This window comes from Sulfurimonas paralvinellae, assembly GCF_014905135.1.
GTDB lineage: Bacteria > Campylobacterota > Campylobacteria > Campylobacterales > Sulfurimonadaceae > Sulfurimonas > Sulfurimonas paralvinellae.
In genome coordinates this window covers 227,822-246,827 of record NZ_CP041406.1, presented here as the reverse complement: position 1 = coordinate 246,827, position 19,006 = coordinate 227,822, and the positions used below count along the sequence as shown (strand labels likewise).

Annotated in this window: 14 protein-coding genes; 6 read left to right on the top strand and 8 right to left on the bottom strand. The window is 39.5% G+C overall.

Annotation, left to right across the window (positions count from 1 at the left end):
* Positions 1 to 107: 107 nt before the first annotated feature.
* Genes flgB through FM071_RS01365 form a run of 4 tightly spaced genes read left to right on the top strand, consistent with a single transcriptional unit; the run spans position 108 to position 3,127 of the window.
* Entirely contained in the window at positions 108 to 539 is a 432-nt protein-coding gene (flgB, locus tag FM071_RS01380) for a flagellar basal body rod protein FlgB (protein WP_193111265.1), read from the top strand.
* Positions 540 to 548: 9 nt separating this feature from the next.
* Positions 549 to 1,043, top strand: a complete 495-nt coding sequence (gene flgC, locus FM071_RS01375; protein WP_193111264.1) for a flagellar basal body rod protein FlgC — start codon at positions 549 to 551, stop codon at positions 1,041 to 1,043.
* Positions 1,044 to 1,056: 13 nt separating this feature from the next.
* Complete coding sequence (fliE, locus tag FM071_RS01370; RefSeq protein ID WP_193111263.1) at positions 1,057 to 1,362, top strand: flagellar hook-basal body complex protein FliE; 306 nt, start codon at positions 1,057 to 1,059, stop codon at positions 1,360 to 1,362.
* Between the two features lie 4 nt (positions 1,363 to 1,366).
* Entirely contained in the window at positions 1,367 to 3,127 is a 1,761-nt protein-coding gene (locus FM071_RS01365) for a peptidoglycan D,D-transpeptidase FtsI family protein (RefSeq protein ID WP_193111262.1), read from the top strand.
* On the opposite strand, the gene panC is transcribed toward FM071_RS01365, so the two are convergent.
* The gene (panC, locus tag FM071_RS01360) at positions 3,104 to 3,925 is read right to left on the bottom strand and encodes a pantoate--beta-alanine ligase (protein WP_193111261.1); all 822 of its coding nucleotides are present in this window, start codon (positions 3,923 to 3,925) and stop codon (positions 3,104 to 3,106) included. The two genes, FM071_RS01365 and panC, sit on opposite strands and share 24 nt — an antisense overlap.
* A 58-nt stretch (positions 3,926 to 3,983) precedes the next feature.
* Between panC and prfB the strand changes: the two genes are divergently transcribed.
* On the top strand, positions 3,984 to 5,081 hold the full coding sequence (prfB, locus tag FM071_RS01355; protein WP_193111260.1) for a peptide chain release factor 2: 1,098 nt from the start codon (positions 3,984 to 3,986) through the stop codon (positions 5,079 to 5,081).
* Between the two features lie 15 nt (positions 5,082 to 5,096).
* On the opposite strand, the gene FM071_RS01350 is transcribed toward prfB, so the two are convergent.
* Positions 5,097 to 5,420, bottom strand: coding sequence for a hypothetical protein (locus FM071_RS01350; RefSeq protein WP_193111259.1), 324 nt, complete (start codon positions 5,418 to 5,420; stop codon positions 5,097 to 5,099).
* Between the two features lie 50 nt (positions 5,421 to 5,470).
* On the opposite strand from FM071_RS01350, the gene FM071_RS01345 reads away from it, so the two are divergent.
* Complete coding sequence (locus tag FM071_RS01345; RefSeq protein ID WP_193111258.1) at positions 5,471 to 6,187, top strand: arginyltransferase; 717 nt, start codon at positions 5,471 to 5,473, stop codon at positions 6,185 to 6,187.
* On the opposite strand, the gene FM071_RS01340 is transcribed toward FM071_RS01345, so the two are convergent.
* From FM071_RS01340 to rpoB, 6 genes are all read right to left on the bottom strand, one after another.
* Positions 6,171 to 6,845 (bottom strand): hypothetical protein, encoded by a 675-nt coding sequence (locus FM071_RS01340; RefSeq protein ID WP_193111257.1) that lies wholly within the window; start codon positions 6,843 to 6,845, stop codon positions 6,171 to 6,173. The genes FM071_RS01345 and FM071_RS01340 overlap by 17 nt on opposite strands.
* A 110-nt stretch (positions 6,846 to 6,955) precedes the next feature.
* Positions 6,956 to 9,046, bottom strand: coding sequence for an elongation factor G (gene fusA / locus FM071_RS01335; RefSeq protein ID WP_193111256.1), 2,091 nt, complete (start codon positions 9,044 to 9,046; stop codon positions 6,956 to 6,958).
* 12 nt (positions 9,047 to 9,058) lie between these two features.
* Positions 9,059 to 9,526, bottom strand: a complete 468-nt coding sequence (gene rpsG, locus FM071_RS01330; protein WP_193111255.1) for a 30S ribosomal protein S7 — start codon at positions 9,524 to 9,526, stop codon at positions 9,059 to 9,061.
* Between the two features lie 103 nt (positions 9,527 to 9,629).
* Positions 9,630 to 10,004 carry a 30S ribosomal protein S12 gene (rpsL, locus tag FM071_RS01325; RefSeq protein WP_193111254.1) on the bottom strand — a complete coding sequence of 125 codons (375 nt, stop codon included), beginning with the start codon at positions 10,002 to 10,004 and terminating at the stop codon, positions 9,630 to 9,632.
* A gap of 201 nt (positions 10,005 to 10,205) precedes the next feature.
* Complete coding sequence (gene rpoC / locus FM071_RS01320; RefSeq protein ID WP_193111253.1) at positions 10,206 to 14,726, bottom strand: DNA-directed RNA polymerase subunit beta'; 4,521 nt, start codon at positions 14,724 to 14,726, stop codon at positions 10,206 to 10,208.
* A complete protein-coding gene (rpoB, locus tag FM071_RS01315) occupies positions 14,719 to 18,864 on the bottom strand; it encodes a DNA-directed RNA polymerase subunit beta (RefSeq protein WP_193111252.1) in 4,146 nt (1,381 codons plus the stop codon). The genes rpoC and rpoB overlap by 8 nt, the downstream gene beginning before the upstream one ends.
* Positions 18,865 to 19,006 lie beyond the last annotated feature (142 nt).

Sequence of the window (19,006 nt, the reverse complement as noted above, 5' to 3'; positions counted from 1 at the left end):
ATAGTATATGTGATATAATTTTTTATCACATATTTTATTATTCATGTTTCTATATTTTTGGAACTAAAATTGCTTATAATTTACAAATACACATAAAGGAAGATACAATGAGCATAGAGATCTCTAAAACACATTCACTTTTGGCACGTGCAATGGACTTTCGAGCAGCTCGTCAAGATATGATATCTTCCAATATCGCCAATGTTGATACACCGAATTACAGACCGCGTGACATTCGTTTTGAAGAAGCGCTTATGGCTCAAAAAAATGAACTCTACAAAAACCATACAAATGAACTGCAAATGGCACGCACGAACGGCAGACATTTAACGCCACAAGAAGAGAAAAGTTCAGTAAAACCCTCTCTCTACTTTCGAGACGGTCATATGGCACGCAATGACGGCAATTCTGTTGATTTGGATGTAGAAACGACAGAAATGAGTAAAAACTCTGTTATGTTCAATGCACTTGTCATGGCAAACAAAAAAGATACGGCAATCTTTCGAAGTGTCATCGATGCTTCGGCAAAAATAAACTAAGGATAGGAAATGAGCAACTTTCTCAACAGCTTTGACATCAGCGGCTATGGACTCTCCGCACAACGAGTCCGTGTCAATACCATCTCAAGCAATATAGCAAATGCGCAGACGACACGAACGGATGAAGGCGGACCTTACCGACGTAAAGAGGTTGTCTTTAAAGCCGTGAATTTCAATGATGTCTATAATGACATGATAGCCGATGAAACAAACAAGGCAGGCTATGAAGATCCTTTGGATGAAAATCAATTTGGCAAAAAGGTAAATCCTGCTATAATGAGCGTAATAGTTGATAAGGTCGTGCGTGATGATTCCAAACCGCTTATGAAATACGAGCCGAATCATCCCGATGCCGATGCAAACGGTTACGTAGCCTATCCTAACATTAATCCTGTTGTGGAAATGGCCGATCTAGTAGAGGCGACACGCTCCTATCAGGCAAATGTTGCTGCATTTCAAAGTGCAAAAGATATGGCGAGTTCCGCTATATCGTTATTACAATAAAAGAGAGTGATTTATGAGTGATATCAGTAAAATAGCCTCACCGTCAACAGCAGAGCTGCTCAAACAAAAAGATGCACTTTCTCAACCGACAAGCGGAGGAGAAGAGTTTGCAAAGCATCTCAAATCTGCCATCAACGAAGTCAATGATATGCAAAAGACAAGTGAGCAGGCCATAGCAGATCTTGCAACCGGACAGGTGAAAGACCTTCATCAGGCAGCTTTAGCGATCAATAAAGCTGAAACCAGTATGAAACTCATGCTTGAAATTCGCAACAAAGCACTCAACGCCTACAAAGAAGTAAGTAGAACTCAACTCTAACAGGATGACTGAGCGCAATAAAAGCAAGAAGATACTCCTTCTTTACGTACTCATTTCTCTCGCATTTTTAGTATTTTTAAGTGTGATGCTGCTTACTGTCATCAAGCAGCGTCATATGCCCTCCATCTATGCAAAAGAGAGCTCACGTGCCCAACGCGGCAACATCATTTCCGCTGACGGTTTTCATATAGCTACGACAAAAAAACTCTACAAAGCCGTTGTCGACACGCGCTACATCGACCCTCAAAAAAGAGAGCTTTTCATAAAGCTCTTCAGTATCTACTCCGGTATGAGTCCAAAAGCGATCAAAAAACGTCTCTCACGCAGAAAAGGTGTTGTCGTTCTTAGCTATAACGTTCCACAGATTCAGGCACAGTATCTTAAAAAACTCTCTTATGAACTGCGTCGTTTCAAAGTTTTCTTGGCACTCAAAAATCCGCGAACAGGTCTGCGTTCTGTCCATGGTCTCAGTGTCATTGAAAGTGGTGAGAGCAGAGAGTATCCTTACGGCAGACTCCTCACGCCAATCATCGGCTATCCACATAAAATTGAAGATAACGGCTATACATCCATCCGTGGTGTTAAAGGCTTGGAGAGAAGATTTGATGCCGATCTAGCAGCCAGACAAGATGGATTTTCTCGAGGTAAAAGAGATGTTAACAGTTACATCATTCTCAACAAAGAGAGTTTTACAAAACCTAAAATCAACGGTCTTGACATCAAACTTACTATTCCTGTCTCACTGCAAATTCGTATGGAAAAACTGCTTGACAATGCTAAAACAGAACTCGAAGCAAAACAGATTATGCTTGCAATTATGGACTCTTCTACAGGAAAGGTCTACGCTATGGCAAGCTCGAACAGATACCTGCCAAAATCAATTCACAAGAGTGATTACCCTTCACTCAATTCTGGTATGATAGAGTACAGTTTTGAGCCGGGAAGTGTTTTAAAACCCATCACTTTTTCACTGCTGCTTGAACATAAACTTGTCAATCCGTATGATCTTGTCAATGGTCATAACGGACGTTTTAAGATGGGGCGTAAAGTTATCACCGATGAGCATAAATTTGACTGGTTAAGTGCCGAGAACGTCATTGTCTACTCATCCAACATCGGTATCGCGCAACTTGCACAGAAGCTCTCAGGTTATGAGTTTAACAATGGACTCAAACGTTTCGGTTTTGCTCAGAAATCCACACCTGATCTGATCTATGAAAAAGTTGGTTCCATCCCATCTTCAAAACGCCTTGAAAATGAGATATACAAAGCAACCTGTGCCTACGGCTACGGAATTCGGGCTAATCTTATGCAGTTGATGCGCGCCTATTCTGTCTTTAACAACAACGGAAAAATGGTTACTCCACAGATTGTAGCAGGCTTCATAGATGAGTATCATCAGGAGAAAAAGATCGACCCCGTTGAGGCACAAACTGTCCTGCGCAGTGCAACGGCTGCACGTGTCAAAAAGATACTCATTAAAACCGTCAATAAAGGAACAGGGAAAAAAGCTATCACGCCAGGTCTTATCATTGGCGGTAAAACCGGAACGGCTCATATTGTTGAAAAAGGAAAATATATCCATAAATACAACACTGCTTTTATGGGTTTTGCCAATGACAAGCAGCACAAATATACCATTGGCGTCATAGTCATACAGCCTAAAAAAAGTCACTTTGCCGCACAGACTGCCGTTCCTGTCTTTAAAAAAGCGATCGATATTATGATTGAAGAGGGATATTTAAAGCCAGACATTGTCCAGTAATCTTGTTTTACCGACAAGCGCTTCGACCAAGATGACCGTATTGCCGATTTCAACCCTTTGCAGCACGTTAAACTCACGACTGAGAATTGCGACATATCCTATTTCAAGCGGCTTTAAAATCTGCAGCATCTCTTCTTTTATCTCCTCAACATCCAAAACACCCTGAGAGACCAATGAAGATGCCTTATAGAGAGACTTTGGAATTTTCAGCGCTTCCTCACGCTGCTCTTTTGAGAGATAAACATTACGACTGCTTAGAGCCAAACCATCACTGTCACGTACCGTATCGACAGGAACAATGTTGACATTTAAAAAGTAGTGCTTTACCATTAGTTCAATAAGATGAAGCTGCTGAGCATCTTTTTTACCAAAGTAGGCATTTGTAGGATTGACAATATTTAAGAGTTTCATCACAACACGAAGGACTCCCGAAAAGTGTCCGGGACGCGTAGCACCTTCAAGAACATAACCACGAACATTTGGTGCACAGACCTTCACTTCGTCATCAAAATAAAGTTCCTTTGCGTGAGGCATAAAAAGCACATCCACACCCGCTAATTCGCATATCTTTTTATCGGCTTCATCACGGCGCGGATATTTGTCAAGATCTTCACCCTCTAAAAACTGTGTAGGATTCACAAAGATGGAAACAACAACTATCTCATCACTCTTTCGCGCCTCTTTTATGAGCGTAATATGCCCTTCATGCAGAGCACCCATCGTCGGTACATAGCCAATCGTGCCGTTTTGCTCACGCAGATATTGTTTTAATTCTAATGCAGAGGAAATAATCTTCATTTTATACCTTGATGTGTTATACTTTCGCAATTATACCAAACTCTAGGGCACCTCTAAAATGGATAACTACGAATACACAGAACTTTTAAAAAACATCACAACGAAGATGCATAACATTACCGGCGTTGTCGAACCGCAAAAGATAGAAGCACGGCTGCGTGAGATAGAAGATCTTGAAAATGATCCTGAGTTTTGGAACGATGCTGCAAATGCCGCCAAAATTCAAAAAGAAAAAACCCAGCTCTCACGCAAGCTTGAAAAGTACAACATTGCCAAGTCTGCCGTAGAAGATGCCAAAGACCTTTACGAAATGGCTAAAGAGGAAAATGATGAAGAGTCACTTCTCTCACTTTATGAAGATGCCCCACAGCTTGAGGAACAGATTCGTGCTATGGAGATAGAAGTACTGCTCAGCGGCGAAAGCGATAGCAGCAATGCCATTCTCTCAATCCATCCAGGTGCCGGAGGAACAGAGTCTCAGGATTGGGCGGAGATGCTGCTGCGAATGTATAAACGATGGGCGGAGCGACACGATTTTAAAGTAGAAGTTCTTGATTATCAAACAGGAGAAGAAGCGGGCATTAAAGATGCCACCATACTCATAAAAGGTGACAATGCCTACGGATACCTCAAAGTCGAAAACGGCATACACAGACTTGTTCGCATCTCTCCGTTTGACTCCAATGCGAAGCGTCATACCTCTTTCTCTTCCGTTATGGTCTCTCCTGAGATTGATGACGATATTGATATCGTCATAGAAGACAAAGATATCCGTATAGATACCTACAGAGCAAGCGGTGCCGGCGGACAGCATGTCAATAAAACAGAATCAGCCATTCGTATAACGCATATCCCGACAGGTGTTGTGGTACAGTGTCAAAATGATAGAAGCCAGCATAAAAACAAAGCGACTGCCATGAAGATGTTAAAGTCTCGCCTTTATGAGCTTGAACTCGAAGAACAAAAAGCAAAAGAAGCAGGTATAGCTAAAAGTGACATAGGATGGGGACATCAAATTCGCTCATATGTTATGCAGCCTTATCAACAGGTCAAAGACACAAGAAGCAATGAGGCCTACTCAAATGTCTCCGCTATTTTGGATGGAGATTTGGACAAGATGATAGAGGGTGTTCTAATCGCACAGAATAAACAATAACTTTAAAACTGCTCTTTATTCTTCTTTTTTTATAAAACTATATCCAAGAAAAAGTGCACCCAGAGCCATCGCTATGATGGTCATGTATTTTATCTGTTTTTCTCGTGTAGCTTTGAGCGCTTTTGATATATGAGACGTGTCGGGTTTTTTTACAGCTTGTCTGCCTCCTGAAGAGCCTTGCACACTTGCCTCCATTCTTTCTAAATTAGCCTGTGCCAATGCATTGGCGCTAACCGCTTTTTGTGGTGTTACCCAAAAGTTGATAACAAAACCGACTACAAGCAAGAATGCTCCTACACTGCGCATAATAACTTTTTGATGTTTCAAGAAAAATTCCAAATCAATATCCCTTAGGCATAATATAATAATTATTATGTCAGAATAAGCGTATGAATCTACTTAAAGAATTTTTACTCAGTGACAAGTGCTCCTACCTCGATAACAAAGAACAGACAATGCATTATAAGGTCATTGAGAGCTGCTCTGCCGCTTCTTGCCAAGATTTGATTGAACGTGGATTCAGACGTTTTGGAAAAATGTACTTCCGTCCGATCTGTGAAGGATGTGACGAGTGTAAAAGTATAAAAATTGATGTAGAGAATTATACTTTTTCAAAATCTGCAAGACGTATTATGCGAAAAACCAAAGATTTACGATCATATATTCAGCGGCCTACACTTTCACGTGAGCATTTAGAAATTTTCGAAAAGTATCATCTTGCAATGCATGAAAAAAAAGGATGGGAGTATAACCAAACATCTCCAGAGCACTATTACAACTCTTTTGTAAACGGGCATGAAGATTTTGGTTACGAAGTGCTCTACTTCTTTGAAGAGAAACTTATTGCAGTAGATCTTATAGATGTACTCGCGGATGGTATATCTTCCATATATTTCTACTACGATCCTGATTTTGCAAAATACTCTTTGGGAAAACTTTCTCTTTACAATCAAATAAAATATGCAAAAAATTCAGGTAAGAAATGGATCTATTTGGGATACTATGTAAAGGATTGTCCGTCACTAGCCTATAAAGCTCAATATCAGCCTTATTTAACTCTCGATGGCAGACCAACAGAGGATGAAGCGTTTAGATGGTTTTCTTAAGCTCTTCTTTTTGATACTCTCGAATCTCTAACTTCTTCTCTTCTAACTCTTTTTGAAGTTTTTTCTCTAAAAGCTCCTGTTGGCGTCTATCATTTTCTCTGATCTCTCTTATACGCTCTGCTTCACGCTCTTTTTTTGACTTGATACGCTTTTGCTGCGCCTCTTTCTTAGCACGGAGCTTTGCATCTTCATCAAGATAAGACTGAATAAGTCCTGTAACGTTCATATCTTCTTGATGTGCAAAATAGTAGTCAATTATCTCTTTTTTACGTTCATTCGTATCAAGAAGTCCCGTATTGATAATCTGTGAATAGAGTCTGCTGTTTTGATTTTTCTTTGCCGCTTCATAAGAGCTCTCAACCGAATGGACAAAAAAATCATTTGTTTTTGCAAGATTTCGTAATTTGTTCAGATATGCTTTACGCGTTACTGCAGTCGAGCCGTTTTCAAGTGCAAAGCCCTCTTTTTTGGCATTTTTCACATCGCTAACATACTTCTCTATCTTTTTATCATATATTTTATATTCATCGATATTTTTCAGTTTTGCAATCTTATCGACATTATTATAAATAACATCGCCTAAAGCAGCAAATGCAATCGGATTTTGTGCAAATAAAATCGTAGAAAATAGTAAAGCTGCTAGAAAAAAGTTACGCATATAATTACCTTGATTTTTTGGAGAAATTATAACAGAATTTTTAGGAGTTTATTAAATAGGTGGAGAAGGGTTACAACACTTTTATATAAAAAGTGTTGTAAGAGTGGAAATTATCCGTTACGTTTTTTGATAATCTCTTCAGAAACATTTCTTGGAACTTCTTCATAGTGATCGAATTCCATAGCATATGTTGCACGTCCCTGCGTGTTAGAACGAAGGTCAGTTGAATAACCGAACATTTCTGAAAGCGGTACGAATGCATCAACAATTTTGTTACCAGCACGGTCACCCATGTTATTAACTTGTCCACGACGACGATTAAGGTCACCGATCACATCACCCATGTACTCTTCAGGAACTTCAACTTCAACTTTCATGATAGGCTCTAAGATAGCGGCATCTGCTTTACGCGCAGCTTCTTTGAATCCCATAGATGCAGCAAGTTTAAATGCCATCTCATTTGAATCGACATCATGGTAAGAACCATCATAAAGTTCAATTTCAACATCTTCAATAGGATAACCGGCAAGTACACCGCCCTGCATAGCTTCTTCCATACCTTTTTCAACTGCAGGAATATATTCTCTTGGAATTGATCCACCTTTGATCTCATTTTTGAAAACAAGGCCGGCACCAGCTTCTGCAGGTCTCATTTTAAATACAACATGACCATATTGTCCACGACCACCAGATTGTTTCGCGTATTTGTAGTTTTCATCAACTTCTTTTTTGATTGCTTCACGGTAAGATACCTGTGGAGCACCAACTTCAGCCTCAACATTAAACTCACGTTTCATACGGTCAACAAGAATCTCAAGGTGTAACTCACCCATACCGGAGATAATAGTCTGACCAGTCTCTTCATCAGTGTTAACACGGAAAGATGGATCTTCTGCAGCAAGTTTACCAAGTGCGATACCCATTTTTTCCTGGTCAGCTTTTGTTTTAGGCTCAACTGCAACAGAGATAACAGGATCTGGGAATTCCATTCTCTCTAAGACAACTTTTTCTTCAGGAGCACAGAGAGTGTCACCAGTAGTTGTATATTTAAGTCCAACAACTGCACCGATTTCACCAGCGTAGATCTCTTTGACTTCTTCACGTTTGATAGCATGCATTTTCATGATACGGCCAATACGCTCTTTTTTATCTTTTGTAGAGTTGTGAACATAAGAACCAGATTCTAAAGAACCACGGTATACACGAATAAATGTAAGTTGTCCAACAAATGGGTCAGTCATGATTTTGAATGCCAAAGACGCAAATGCACCGTCATCAGTAGACTCAACAATAACCTCTTCATCAGGGTTATCCATCATAGTACCACGAATAGGCTCAGCTTCAACCGGTGAAGGTAGATAATCAACAACAGCGTCAAGTAGAGTCTGAACACCTTTGTTTTTAAATGCAGTACCCGGAGTCATCGGTACAATTGCCATACCTAAAGTAGCAGATTTGATCGCTGCTTTGATCTCTTCTTCAGTGATCTCTTCACCCTCAAGGAATTTCATAGCAAAGTCATCGTTACCTTCAACCTCAGATAAAGTTTCAAGCATTTTTTCTCTATACTCATCAGCTTTATCTTGAAGTTCAGGACGGATATCCTGTTCATGATATGCAGAACCCATTGCTGCATCTTCATCCCATACGATCTCTTTCATTTTAACAAGATCGATAACACCTTCAAATTTATCTTCAGCACCAATAGGAAGTTGGAAAGGCATTGGGTTACCGTTAAGACGCTCACGGATCTGATTTTCTACTTCATAGAAATCTGCACCTGTTCTGTCCATTTTGTTAACGAAAACAATTGAAGGAACTTTATAACGGTTACGTTGTCTCCATACTGTTTCTGATTGTGGTTGAACACCACCAACAGCACAGAATACTGAAACAGCACCATCAAGTACACGCATTGAACGCTCAACTTCAATTGTGAAGTCAACGTGGCCCGGAGTATCGATAATGTTAATCTGTTTCCCTTGCCATTCACACGTTGTCGCAGCAGAAGTAATTGTAATACCACGTTCTTGCTCTTGCTCCATCCAGTCCATAGTAGCAGCACCATCATGAACCTCACCGATTTTGTGTTCAACACCAGTATAGAAAAGAATTCTCTCTGTTGTTGTTGTTTTCCCTGCATCAATGTGAGCAGCAATACCGATGTTTCTTACATCTTCTAGTTTGTGACTTCTTGCCATTTTAGTTTCCTGTTACCATCTGTAATGAGCAAATGCTTTATTAGCCTCTGCCATTTTATATGTATCTTCTTTTTTCTTGAACGCTGCACCTTTATCAGTTGCTGCATCCATGAACTCATTCGCCAATCTCTCAGCCATAGTTCTTTCATTTCTCTTACGTGCTGCATCTACTAACCATCTGATAGCTAAAGATTGCTGACGTACCGGGCGCACTTCTACTGGAACTTGATAAGTAGCACCACCAACACGGCGACTTTTTACCTCAATAATAGGTTTTACATTCTCAATAGCTTCATTAAATGTTTCAATACCACTTTTTTCACCACGTGAAGATATGATATCCATTGCTGAATAGATGATCTTTTCTGCAGTAGATTTTTTACCATCTAACATGATTTTATTTATAAATTTCGTTAAAACTTTGCTTCCATAAATTGGATCTGGCATTATTTCACGAACGGGAGCTTTTCTTCTTCTCATTTGTAATTTTCCTTACTTCAATTTGTTTATTCAAATTTACTCAAAATTAACCACTAAAGGTTAATCCTGTAGCTATTGAATTCTTAGTTTAAAATAGTTTTGACTATTTTTTAGGTTTTTTAGTTCCATATTTAGAACGAGCAACCATACGGTTAGCAACACCAGCAGTATCAAGTGCACCACGAACGATGTGATATTTAACACCAGGTAAATCTTTTACCCTACCGCCACGTACAAGTACGATTGAGTGTTCTTGAAGGTTATGACCCTCACCACCGATATATGAAATTACTTCAAAACCTGAAGTTAATCTAACTTTTGCAACTTTTCTTAAAGCCGAGTTAGGTTTTTTAGGTGTAGTTGTGTAAACACGAGTACATACACCACGACGCTGTGGACAAGCATTTAAAGCAGCAGATTTTGATTTCTTTACTACTTTTTTACGCTCTTTACGAATCAATTGATTGATTGTAGGCATACAATTCCTTTACTTAATTTTTTCCAGTAGAATTTAATTCCCAAAATTCATTATAAATTTTAGAGAATTATAGACACGGAATAATACAAAAATTCTATTTAAAGTAAGCTTATTTTAAGAAGAAATTAAAGAAATGGATAGTGTTTGTGAAGAAGTGTTGAGCAAAGCATTTCTGCTTCACTCTATGAAAGAAAAAGAAGTCTACTCTTCCTCTTTCTCAAAAAGAACATCTTTATCTTTATAGATACCAGTTCCAACAGGAATAGTTCTACCAATAATTACATTCTCTTTTAAGTTCTCTAAGTTATCAACTTTTGCTGATACTGCCGCTTCTGTCAATACTTTTGTAGTATCTTGGAATGATGCAGCTGAGATGATACTGTCAGCTGATACTGCCGCACGTGTAATACCGACCAAGAATGGTTCAGCAATTGCCGGACGACCGCCTAAACGCATGATTTTCTCATTTTCCTGAGCAAATTTTGTTTTAGAAACAAGGTCACCTTCGATAAATTTCGTATCACCCGATTTAACAATTTTCACTTGACGTAACATCTGAGTAAAGATAACTTCGATGTGCTTATCGGCAATATTAACCCCTTGAGAACGGTACACTTGTTGTACTTCAGATACAAGGTAGTTATAAAGTGCCTTCACACCCATGATACGTAAAAGTTCATGAGACGACACAATACCTGTAGTCAATCTTTCCCCTGCGTGAACAAAGTCACCGGCATTTACTACCGGTTCATGAGATTTGTCAACAAAATACTCTTTTATGATGCCATTGTCAGCGTTGCTTACAATGATTCTCACTTTACCACGTAACGGTTTACCAAAGCTTACTACACCATCAATCTCTGAGATCAATGCTGTCGCTTTTGGACGACGACCTTCGAAAAGTTCAGATACACGTGGAAGACCACCGGTAATATCTGATGATTTTTGTAACGCTTTTGGTGTTTTTGCCAAAATATCAGCAATTTTCACCTCTGCACCATCTTGAACGAAAATAGATGACTTAGGTTCTACCGCATAACGCAACAACTCACCGTCTTGTGTTGCAAGAACGATTGTCGGTTTATACTCAGATGAAATATGATCATTGATCATCAGACGTGTTTTACCGGTCAATTCATCCAATTGCTCAGATGCAGTCGTTCCAACAATAATATCTTCAAACTTAACAACACCGTTTGCTTCGGAGATAATAGGATTTGAATACGGATCCCATTCAGCAATGACAACAGATTCATCAGTTGCCGGTTTTGCAATCAATGTCTGCGCATCTACTGCTTCATCATCATCTGTCACAATAACAGAACCACGTGCAATATAGTGACGCACCGCTTCACGGTTATTAGAGTCAATTATTGCTGCAAAAAGTCCTTTTTCAACAACTTCATATCCGGATTTCAATCCTTCAAATCTCTCTAAATAATCGCCTCTAAGGAGGAAATATTTTACAGTCCCTTCTTCTTTGGCATATGTCTTTTGTGTTACAGGGGCACCATTGTCAACTAAAAGCTCAGATGCATATGGAATACGTGAAGGCACATTCCAGCCATCTTTGATTGTTTCAACAATAGAATCAAATGCTTCAACTTTTTCACCATTTGCATGAGGGAAATAGTATTTTCCTTCTATCTGTCCGCTGACACCGGCAAGTTCATTCGGCTTCGCAATTTCATTTTTACGAAGAACATATTTTACTGTATCATCTTTTCCGGTAACACTGATGATTACTTCATCATGAATAGTCTGTATCTCAACTGTACCTGCAAACGGAGCTTTAATTTTAGGCTCAACAAGTAAAACACCGGCATTACGACGATTTGCAACAATATTTTTACCCTCTTTGTTCTTATATGTTTTAAGATTGTAATAACGGATAAAACCTTCTTTTTCAGCAATTACCTGGCGTTCTTGTGCAGTTGAACTCGCAGTTCCCCCAACGTGGAATGTACGAAGTGTCAACTGTGTACCCGGCTCACCGATTGACTGTGCAGCAATAATACCAACAGCTTCACCTGGACGTACAATATGTCCTGTAGCAAGGTTAACACCGTAACAGAGTGCACAGATACCGTCTTCACTTTTACATGTTGTCGGTGTTCTGATATGTGCCGTTTTGATTCCAGCCTCAGCAATAACTTTTGCAGAAACTTCATCAAGAAGTGTTCCCTCGGCATAAAGAATCTCGTTTGATATAGGGTCAATAACATCATCTGCAAGAACACGGCCGTTCAGTCTGTCTTCAAGTGATTCGATCAATGTATTTTGATCAGATATGTCTGAAATCTCAATACCTTCGTGTGTATGACAATCATGCTCAACAATTTTAACATTTTGTGCAACGTCAACAAGCTTACGAGTAAGGTAACCCGCATTCGCAGTTTTAAGCGCCGTATCGGCAAGACCTTTACGGGCACCGTGTGTTGAAATAAAGTATTCAATAACGTTTAGACCCTCTTTAAAGTTCGAGATAATCGGTGTTTCGATGATATCTCCTGAAGGTTTCGCCATAAGACCCCTCATACCTGCAAGCTGACGGATTTGCGCAGCAGAACCACGAGCTCCAGAATCAGCCATCATATGAATAGAGTTAAATCCGTCTTTATCAGTTTCAACAAGTGTCATCATCTCTGATGCAAGCGTGTTGTTTGTATCTGTCCATACATCAATAATCTTATTGTAACGTTCCTGCTCAGTTAAAAGACCGGCTTCAAACTGTTTTTGAATTTCAATTACTCTTGCTTTACTTTCAGCAATTTTTGCCGGTTTCATATCAGGTACACGAATATCATCTGCAGAGATAGATACACCTGCTTCAGTTGCATGTTTGAAACCCAAATCTTTCAATCTGTCAAGGAATGATGCAGTAACACCAATACCACCATGTTTTTGAACATAGTCAACAACCTCATTGATCGCTTTTTTCTTCATAACTCTGTTCCAAAGTTCAGCAGGAACAAAATCAGGAAGAATAGCTTTGATCAATAGACGCCCTGCTGTTGTATGAATAATACGTCCATCAACACGTGTTCTCACTTTTGCATGGATATCTAATGCATCATGTTCTAAAGCAATACGGATCTCATCTACATTTGCAAAAAGTTTGTTTGAACCTTTGACACCATTTTTCTCTAAAGAGATATAGTAGATACCAAGGACCATATCCTGTGAAGGCGTCGCTATTGCTTTACCAGATGCCGGAAGCAGGATATTCATAGACGCAAGCATCAATACTTTTGCCTCAGCGATCGCAGCTGAACTCAAAGGTACGTGAACAGCCATCTGATCCCCATCGAAGTCGGCATTGAAGGCCGCACAAACAAGCGGGTGAAGCTGAATAGCTTTTCCTTCAATAAGTTTCGGGTGAAACGCTTGAATAGAAAGCTTGTGAAGTGTCGGCGCACGGTTAAGCATAATAGGATATCCGTCAACGATTTCCGCAAGACATTCCCAAACTTCGTTTGTTTTGTCTTCGATCATTTTCTTCGCAGCTTTAACCGTTGTAGCGTACCCTTTTTCTTCAAGTTTAGCTATCAAATGCGGTTTGAACAGCTCCAATGCCATCTTCTTAGGAAGACCACACTCATCCATTCTTAAACTCGGTCCGACAACGATAACAGAACGTCCGGAAAAGTCAACACGTTTACCGAGAAGGTTTTGACGGAAACGTCCCTGTTTTCCTTTAATGATCTCAGAAAGAGATTTCAGTGGACGTTTGTTCGCACCTTTTACTGCATTTGCACGACGACCATTGTCAAAAAGTGCATCAACAGATTCCTGAAGCATACGTTTTTCATTTCTTACAATAATTTCAGGAGCTTCAAGTTCTACAAGACGTTTAAGACGTTGATTACGGTTGATAACACGACGATAGAGGTCATTGACATCAGAAACAGCGAATTTACCACCGTCAAGAGATACAAGCGGACGTAAATCAGGTGGAAGTACCGGTAAAACAGTAAGCATCATCCATGCAGGATTATTTCCACTGTTTAAAAATGACTCGATGACTTTTAAACGCTTGTTAATAGTCTTTTTCTTCGCTTCACTTTTTGTCTCACCGATAGCCTCTTTAAGGTTTGTAAACAGGTCAACAAGATCAATAGAATCAAGCAGGTCACGAATAACTTCACCACCCATACGTGCTTTAAATCCAAGTTCACCGAATCTTTGAACAAGTGTTCTGTATTGCTCTTCATTGAGTACATCGTATTTTAGAACAGGTGTTTTTGCTTCAGCATCGTAATACGCTTCACCACCCTCTTCAACAATATATGCTTCATAATAGAGTACACGTTCTAGGTCTTTCATTTTGATACCAAGAAGTGTACCAATTCTTGAAGGAAGTGAACTTACATACCAAATATGTGCAACAGGTGTTACAAGCTCAATATGCCCCATACGTGTACGGCGAACTTTTGTAGATGTTACTTCAACTCCACATTTTTCACATACAACACCTTTGTAACGCATCTTTTTATATTTACCACAAAGACATTCGTAATCTCTTACAGGTCCAAAAATCTTTGCACAAAAAAGTCCATCACGCTCAGGTTTAAGCGTACGGTAGTTGATCGTTTCGGGTTTTTTTACTTCACCGTGACTCCAAGAAAGCACCTTTTCCGGTGCTGCTAAGCGAAACTGCAGCTGTTTAATATCTTTTGGTCTGCTATCTTCAGTTACTTCTACTGGTACTAATCTACTCATCGTCTTCTACCTCGTCCATAATCTCTACATCAAGTGCTAATGCTTGAAGCTCTTTTGTCAATACAAACAGTGTTTCCGGAATTCCGGATGCCGGTACTAATTCACCGCGGGTAAGTGCTTTATATGCACGTACACGTCCATCAACATCATCTGATTTAATAGTAAGCATCTCTTTAAGAACAGCTGATGCACCATATGCTTCAAGTGCCCAAACTTCCATCTCACCAAATCTCTGACCACCAAAGAGTGCTTTACCACCAACCGGTTGTTGTGTAACAAGTGAGTAAGGTCCAGTTGAACGCGCGTGAATTTTTTCATCAACCAAGTGATGCAATTTCAAGATATACATGTAACCAACGTTAACACGCTCTTTCATCTTCTCACCGGTTTTACCGTCATAAAGAACTACTTTACCATCTTCAGCCATTTTTGCAAGTTCATAGAGTTTCTCAAATTCATCTGCATTAACACCTTCGAAGATAGGTGTAGCGAATTTAACACCTTTTGCCCAGTCACGAGCATGTTTCAAGAATTCTTCATCATCCATCTCACCGATCACTTTACTTGCATGCATAAGGCCTGCAGTATCAGCGATAGTCGTCATTTTTTCTCTTAGATTCTTAATGAAATCAGCCTGTTTCTTATCAAATTCCTCTTGAATCTGATTACCAAGCTCACGTCCGGCCATACCAAGGTGCATCTCCAAGATCTGTCCGATATTCATACGAGAAGGTACACCAAGTGGATTGAGACATACATCAACACTGCGTCCATCTTCCATATACGGCATATCAACTTCAGGAACGATATTAGAAACGATACCTTTATTTCCGTGGCGACCTGCCATTTTATCACCAACTTTAAGATGACGTTTTGTAGCGATGTAAACTTTTACATATTTTACAACACCGTTTGGAAGAATGTCATCTTTTTCCAATATAGAAAGTTTCTCTTCGTGCTCATCACGGAAAAGTCTTTTTTGTTTTTGGAAATGGTTTTTCGTCTTATTGTATTCGTCTTGAATCTCTTCAGAGAATGACTTAACAATAGCGTTCATAGCAAAACGGTTTACTTCTTTGAGGTCATCGCCGTTGATCACGTCTCCAGCTTTGTACTCAGTATCACCGATTTTAATATCAGCTTGAAGCGGCTCACGAGTAAGGAGTTTCGTTACTCGAAGCATCTCTTCTTTATCGATCATGATAAGTCTGTCATAGTGTTCACGCTCTAGATAGTCACGCTCTTCTTTTTCAAGTTCAAGTGCACGAGGATCTTTGTCATATCCTTTTTTTGTGAAGACTTTAATATCTACAACTACACCTTCCATTGATGGCGGGCAGTAGAGTGATTTATTGACAACATGACCGGCTTTTTCACCAAAAATTGCACGTAAAAGACGTTCTTCCGGAGTAGGTTTCACTTCACCTTTTGGAGAAACTTTACCAACAAGAATCATTCCGCCTTTTACACTTGTCCCGATTTTTACAATCCCTGATTCATCTAAATGTGCCAGTTCATCATCACGAACATTTGGAATATCACGAGTAATCTCTTCTACCCCGTGTTTAAGCTCACGTGCTTCCACTTCTTTTTCATAGATATGTACAGAAGTAAAGGCATCCTGACGGATAAGTCTTTCAGAGATAACAATCGCATCCTCAAAGTTATAACCGTTCCAAGGCATAAATGCAACCATCGCATTAACACCAAGAGCAAGCTCACCTTTGTCCATATTTGGACCGTCGGCAATGATCTGTCCTTTTGCGACAACGTCACCAACATTTACAATAGGTTTTTGTGTGAAACAAGTGTTTTGGTTTGTTCTTAAATTCTTTTGTAATGGATAGTAGTCAATGAATATCTCACCATCTTCCTCACCCATTACATAGATATGTTTCCCATCTACTTTCTCGATTTTACCTGCACGTTTCGCTTTGACACATTCCCATGCATCACGAGCAACAAGTTTCTCAACACCCGTTCCGACCATAGGTGCATTTGCACGTAAAAGAGGAACTGCTTGACGCTGCATGTTTGAACCCATGAGTGCACGGTTGGCATCATCATGTTCCAAGAATGGAATAAGTGAAGCGGCAACACCGACAACCATCTGAGATGAAAGGTCTGCATATTCACAATCTTCAGGCTTACGAAGTAAAATCTCACCATCTTGACGAACAGCAATAAGATCTTCAACGAACTGACCGTTCTCATCGATCTTATTGGAAGCTGCAGCGATCATTTTACCCTCTTCCTGCGTTGCAGTGAGGTAAACAATTTCATGCGTTACTTTTCCATCTTTCATTACTTTATACGGTGCTTCAATAAAACCATGTTCGTTTACTTTAGCATACATCGCCAAAGTATTGATAAGACCAATATTTTGTCCCTCAGGCGTCTCAATCGGACAAATTCTTCCGTAGTGAGTCGGGTGAACATCACGCACTTCAAAACCGGCACGCTCTTTTACAAGACCGCCCTCACCAAGTGCTGAAAGACGACGTTTGTGTGTTACTTCAGAGAGTGGATTCGTTTGATCCATAAACTGAGAAAGCTGTCCGCCGGAAAAGAATTCCATAATAGTTGACGTAATCATTTTTGAGTTGATAAGGTCATGCGGCATAAGCTCATTCATCGGACCACTCATAGTAGAGAGTTTGTCACGAATCGCTTTTTGCATTTTAATAAGACCATTATGTAACTCATTACCTAAAAGCTCACCGATTGAACGGATACGTCTGTTACCTAAGTGATCTCTGTCATCGATGTGACCTTGTCCATTTTTAACTTTGATAACATATTTTACAGACTCGATAATATCTTCATGTGTCAGTACTGTTACATACTCTGGAACATTTAGACCAAGTTTGTGGTTCATTTTCATACGACCGACTTGCGTGAGGTCATATCTTTCCGGGTCAAAGAAGAGTTGATTTACAAAAATCTTCGCTGCCTCTTTTGTTACCGGTTCACCAGGACGCATAACTTTGTAGATACGAATCGCTGCTAAATCATTTTCATCCTCAATCTCTTCAGTCTGCTTTAGAAGTTTCAGTGAATCTGCATCCGCGTTGAATGCATTGATAATTGAACTGTCAACACCTTCAGCGAGGTCATTGGCAATTTTAAACTCAGTTACACCGATTTCAGTCATCTTTTTAAGTTTAGACTCATCGATATGTGTCATTGTGTCAAAAAGCACTTCACCAGTTTCCGGATCAATAATCGGTTCTGCAAGATAACGGTCAAGTAATACTTCTAACGGATACTGTACTTCTGTAAGTCCGTCATCAATGAATTTCTGTGCTTTTTTCGCAGAAAGTCTTTTACTCGAAGCAACAAGAACTTTCCCATCTTTATCTAAAAGATCATATGTCAAGCGTGCTGCATAATCTTTTGGATTGAAATCCATTATAAATTGGTTCTCTTCGATTTTGATTGTCTGAATCGGGTAGAAGAGTTTCAAAATATCTTGTTTAGAATACCCTAAAGCACGGAACATAATCGTTACAGGCACTTTACGGCGTTTGTTGATTCTCATATACAAAATATCTTTTGGATCATATTCAAAATACAACCATGAACCGCGGTCAGGGATGATTTGACCAGTATAGATAAGTTTATTCCCTGCTGTAGTTGATTCTTCTTCTTTAAAAATTACACCAGGTGAACGGTGAAGCTGATTTACAACGACACGCTCTACACCATTGATGATAAAAGAAGTTCTATCTGTCATAAGTGGAATATCACGAACAAAGATTGACTGTTCTTTGATATCTTTTACACCAAGTTTTTCTTTAGTGTTTTCGTCTCTGTCCCAAAGTACAAGACGTGTTTTCATTCTAAGGCTTACAGCATATGTAAGACCTCTCTCCATACACTCGCGAACAGTATATTTAGGGTTCGTTACTTCTGAACCGATGTACTCAACAGTAAGTCTGTTTTGTGCATCATGAATAGGAAATACTGATTGAAATACTTTTTCAATTCCACTTGCAGCTCTCTCTTTTTTGTCTAACATTAAAAATGTTTCATATGAGTTTTGTTGGAGTTGGAGTAAATTTGGTACTTCAATTTCTTGAGGAGTTTTAGAGAAGTCTACACGAAGACGGTTTCCGGAATATAAAGTGTTTAACATAGGCTACCTCGATAAGTTGTTAATTAGGAGCTTGAACTTTTTTCAAGCAGATCGTATCTAGACGTCTCTAGATAGATTTAAGTACTCTTGCAAATCAAGAGATTTTTTACAGTGCTTATAAACGACATAAGGGCACTTTAGC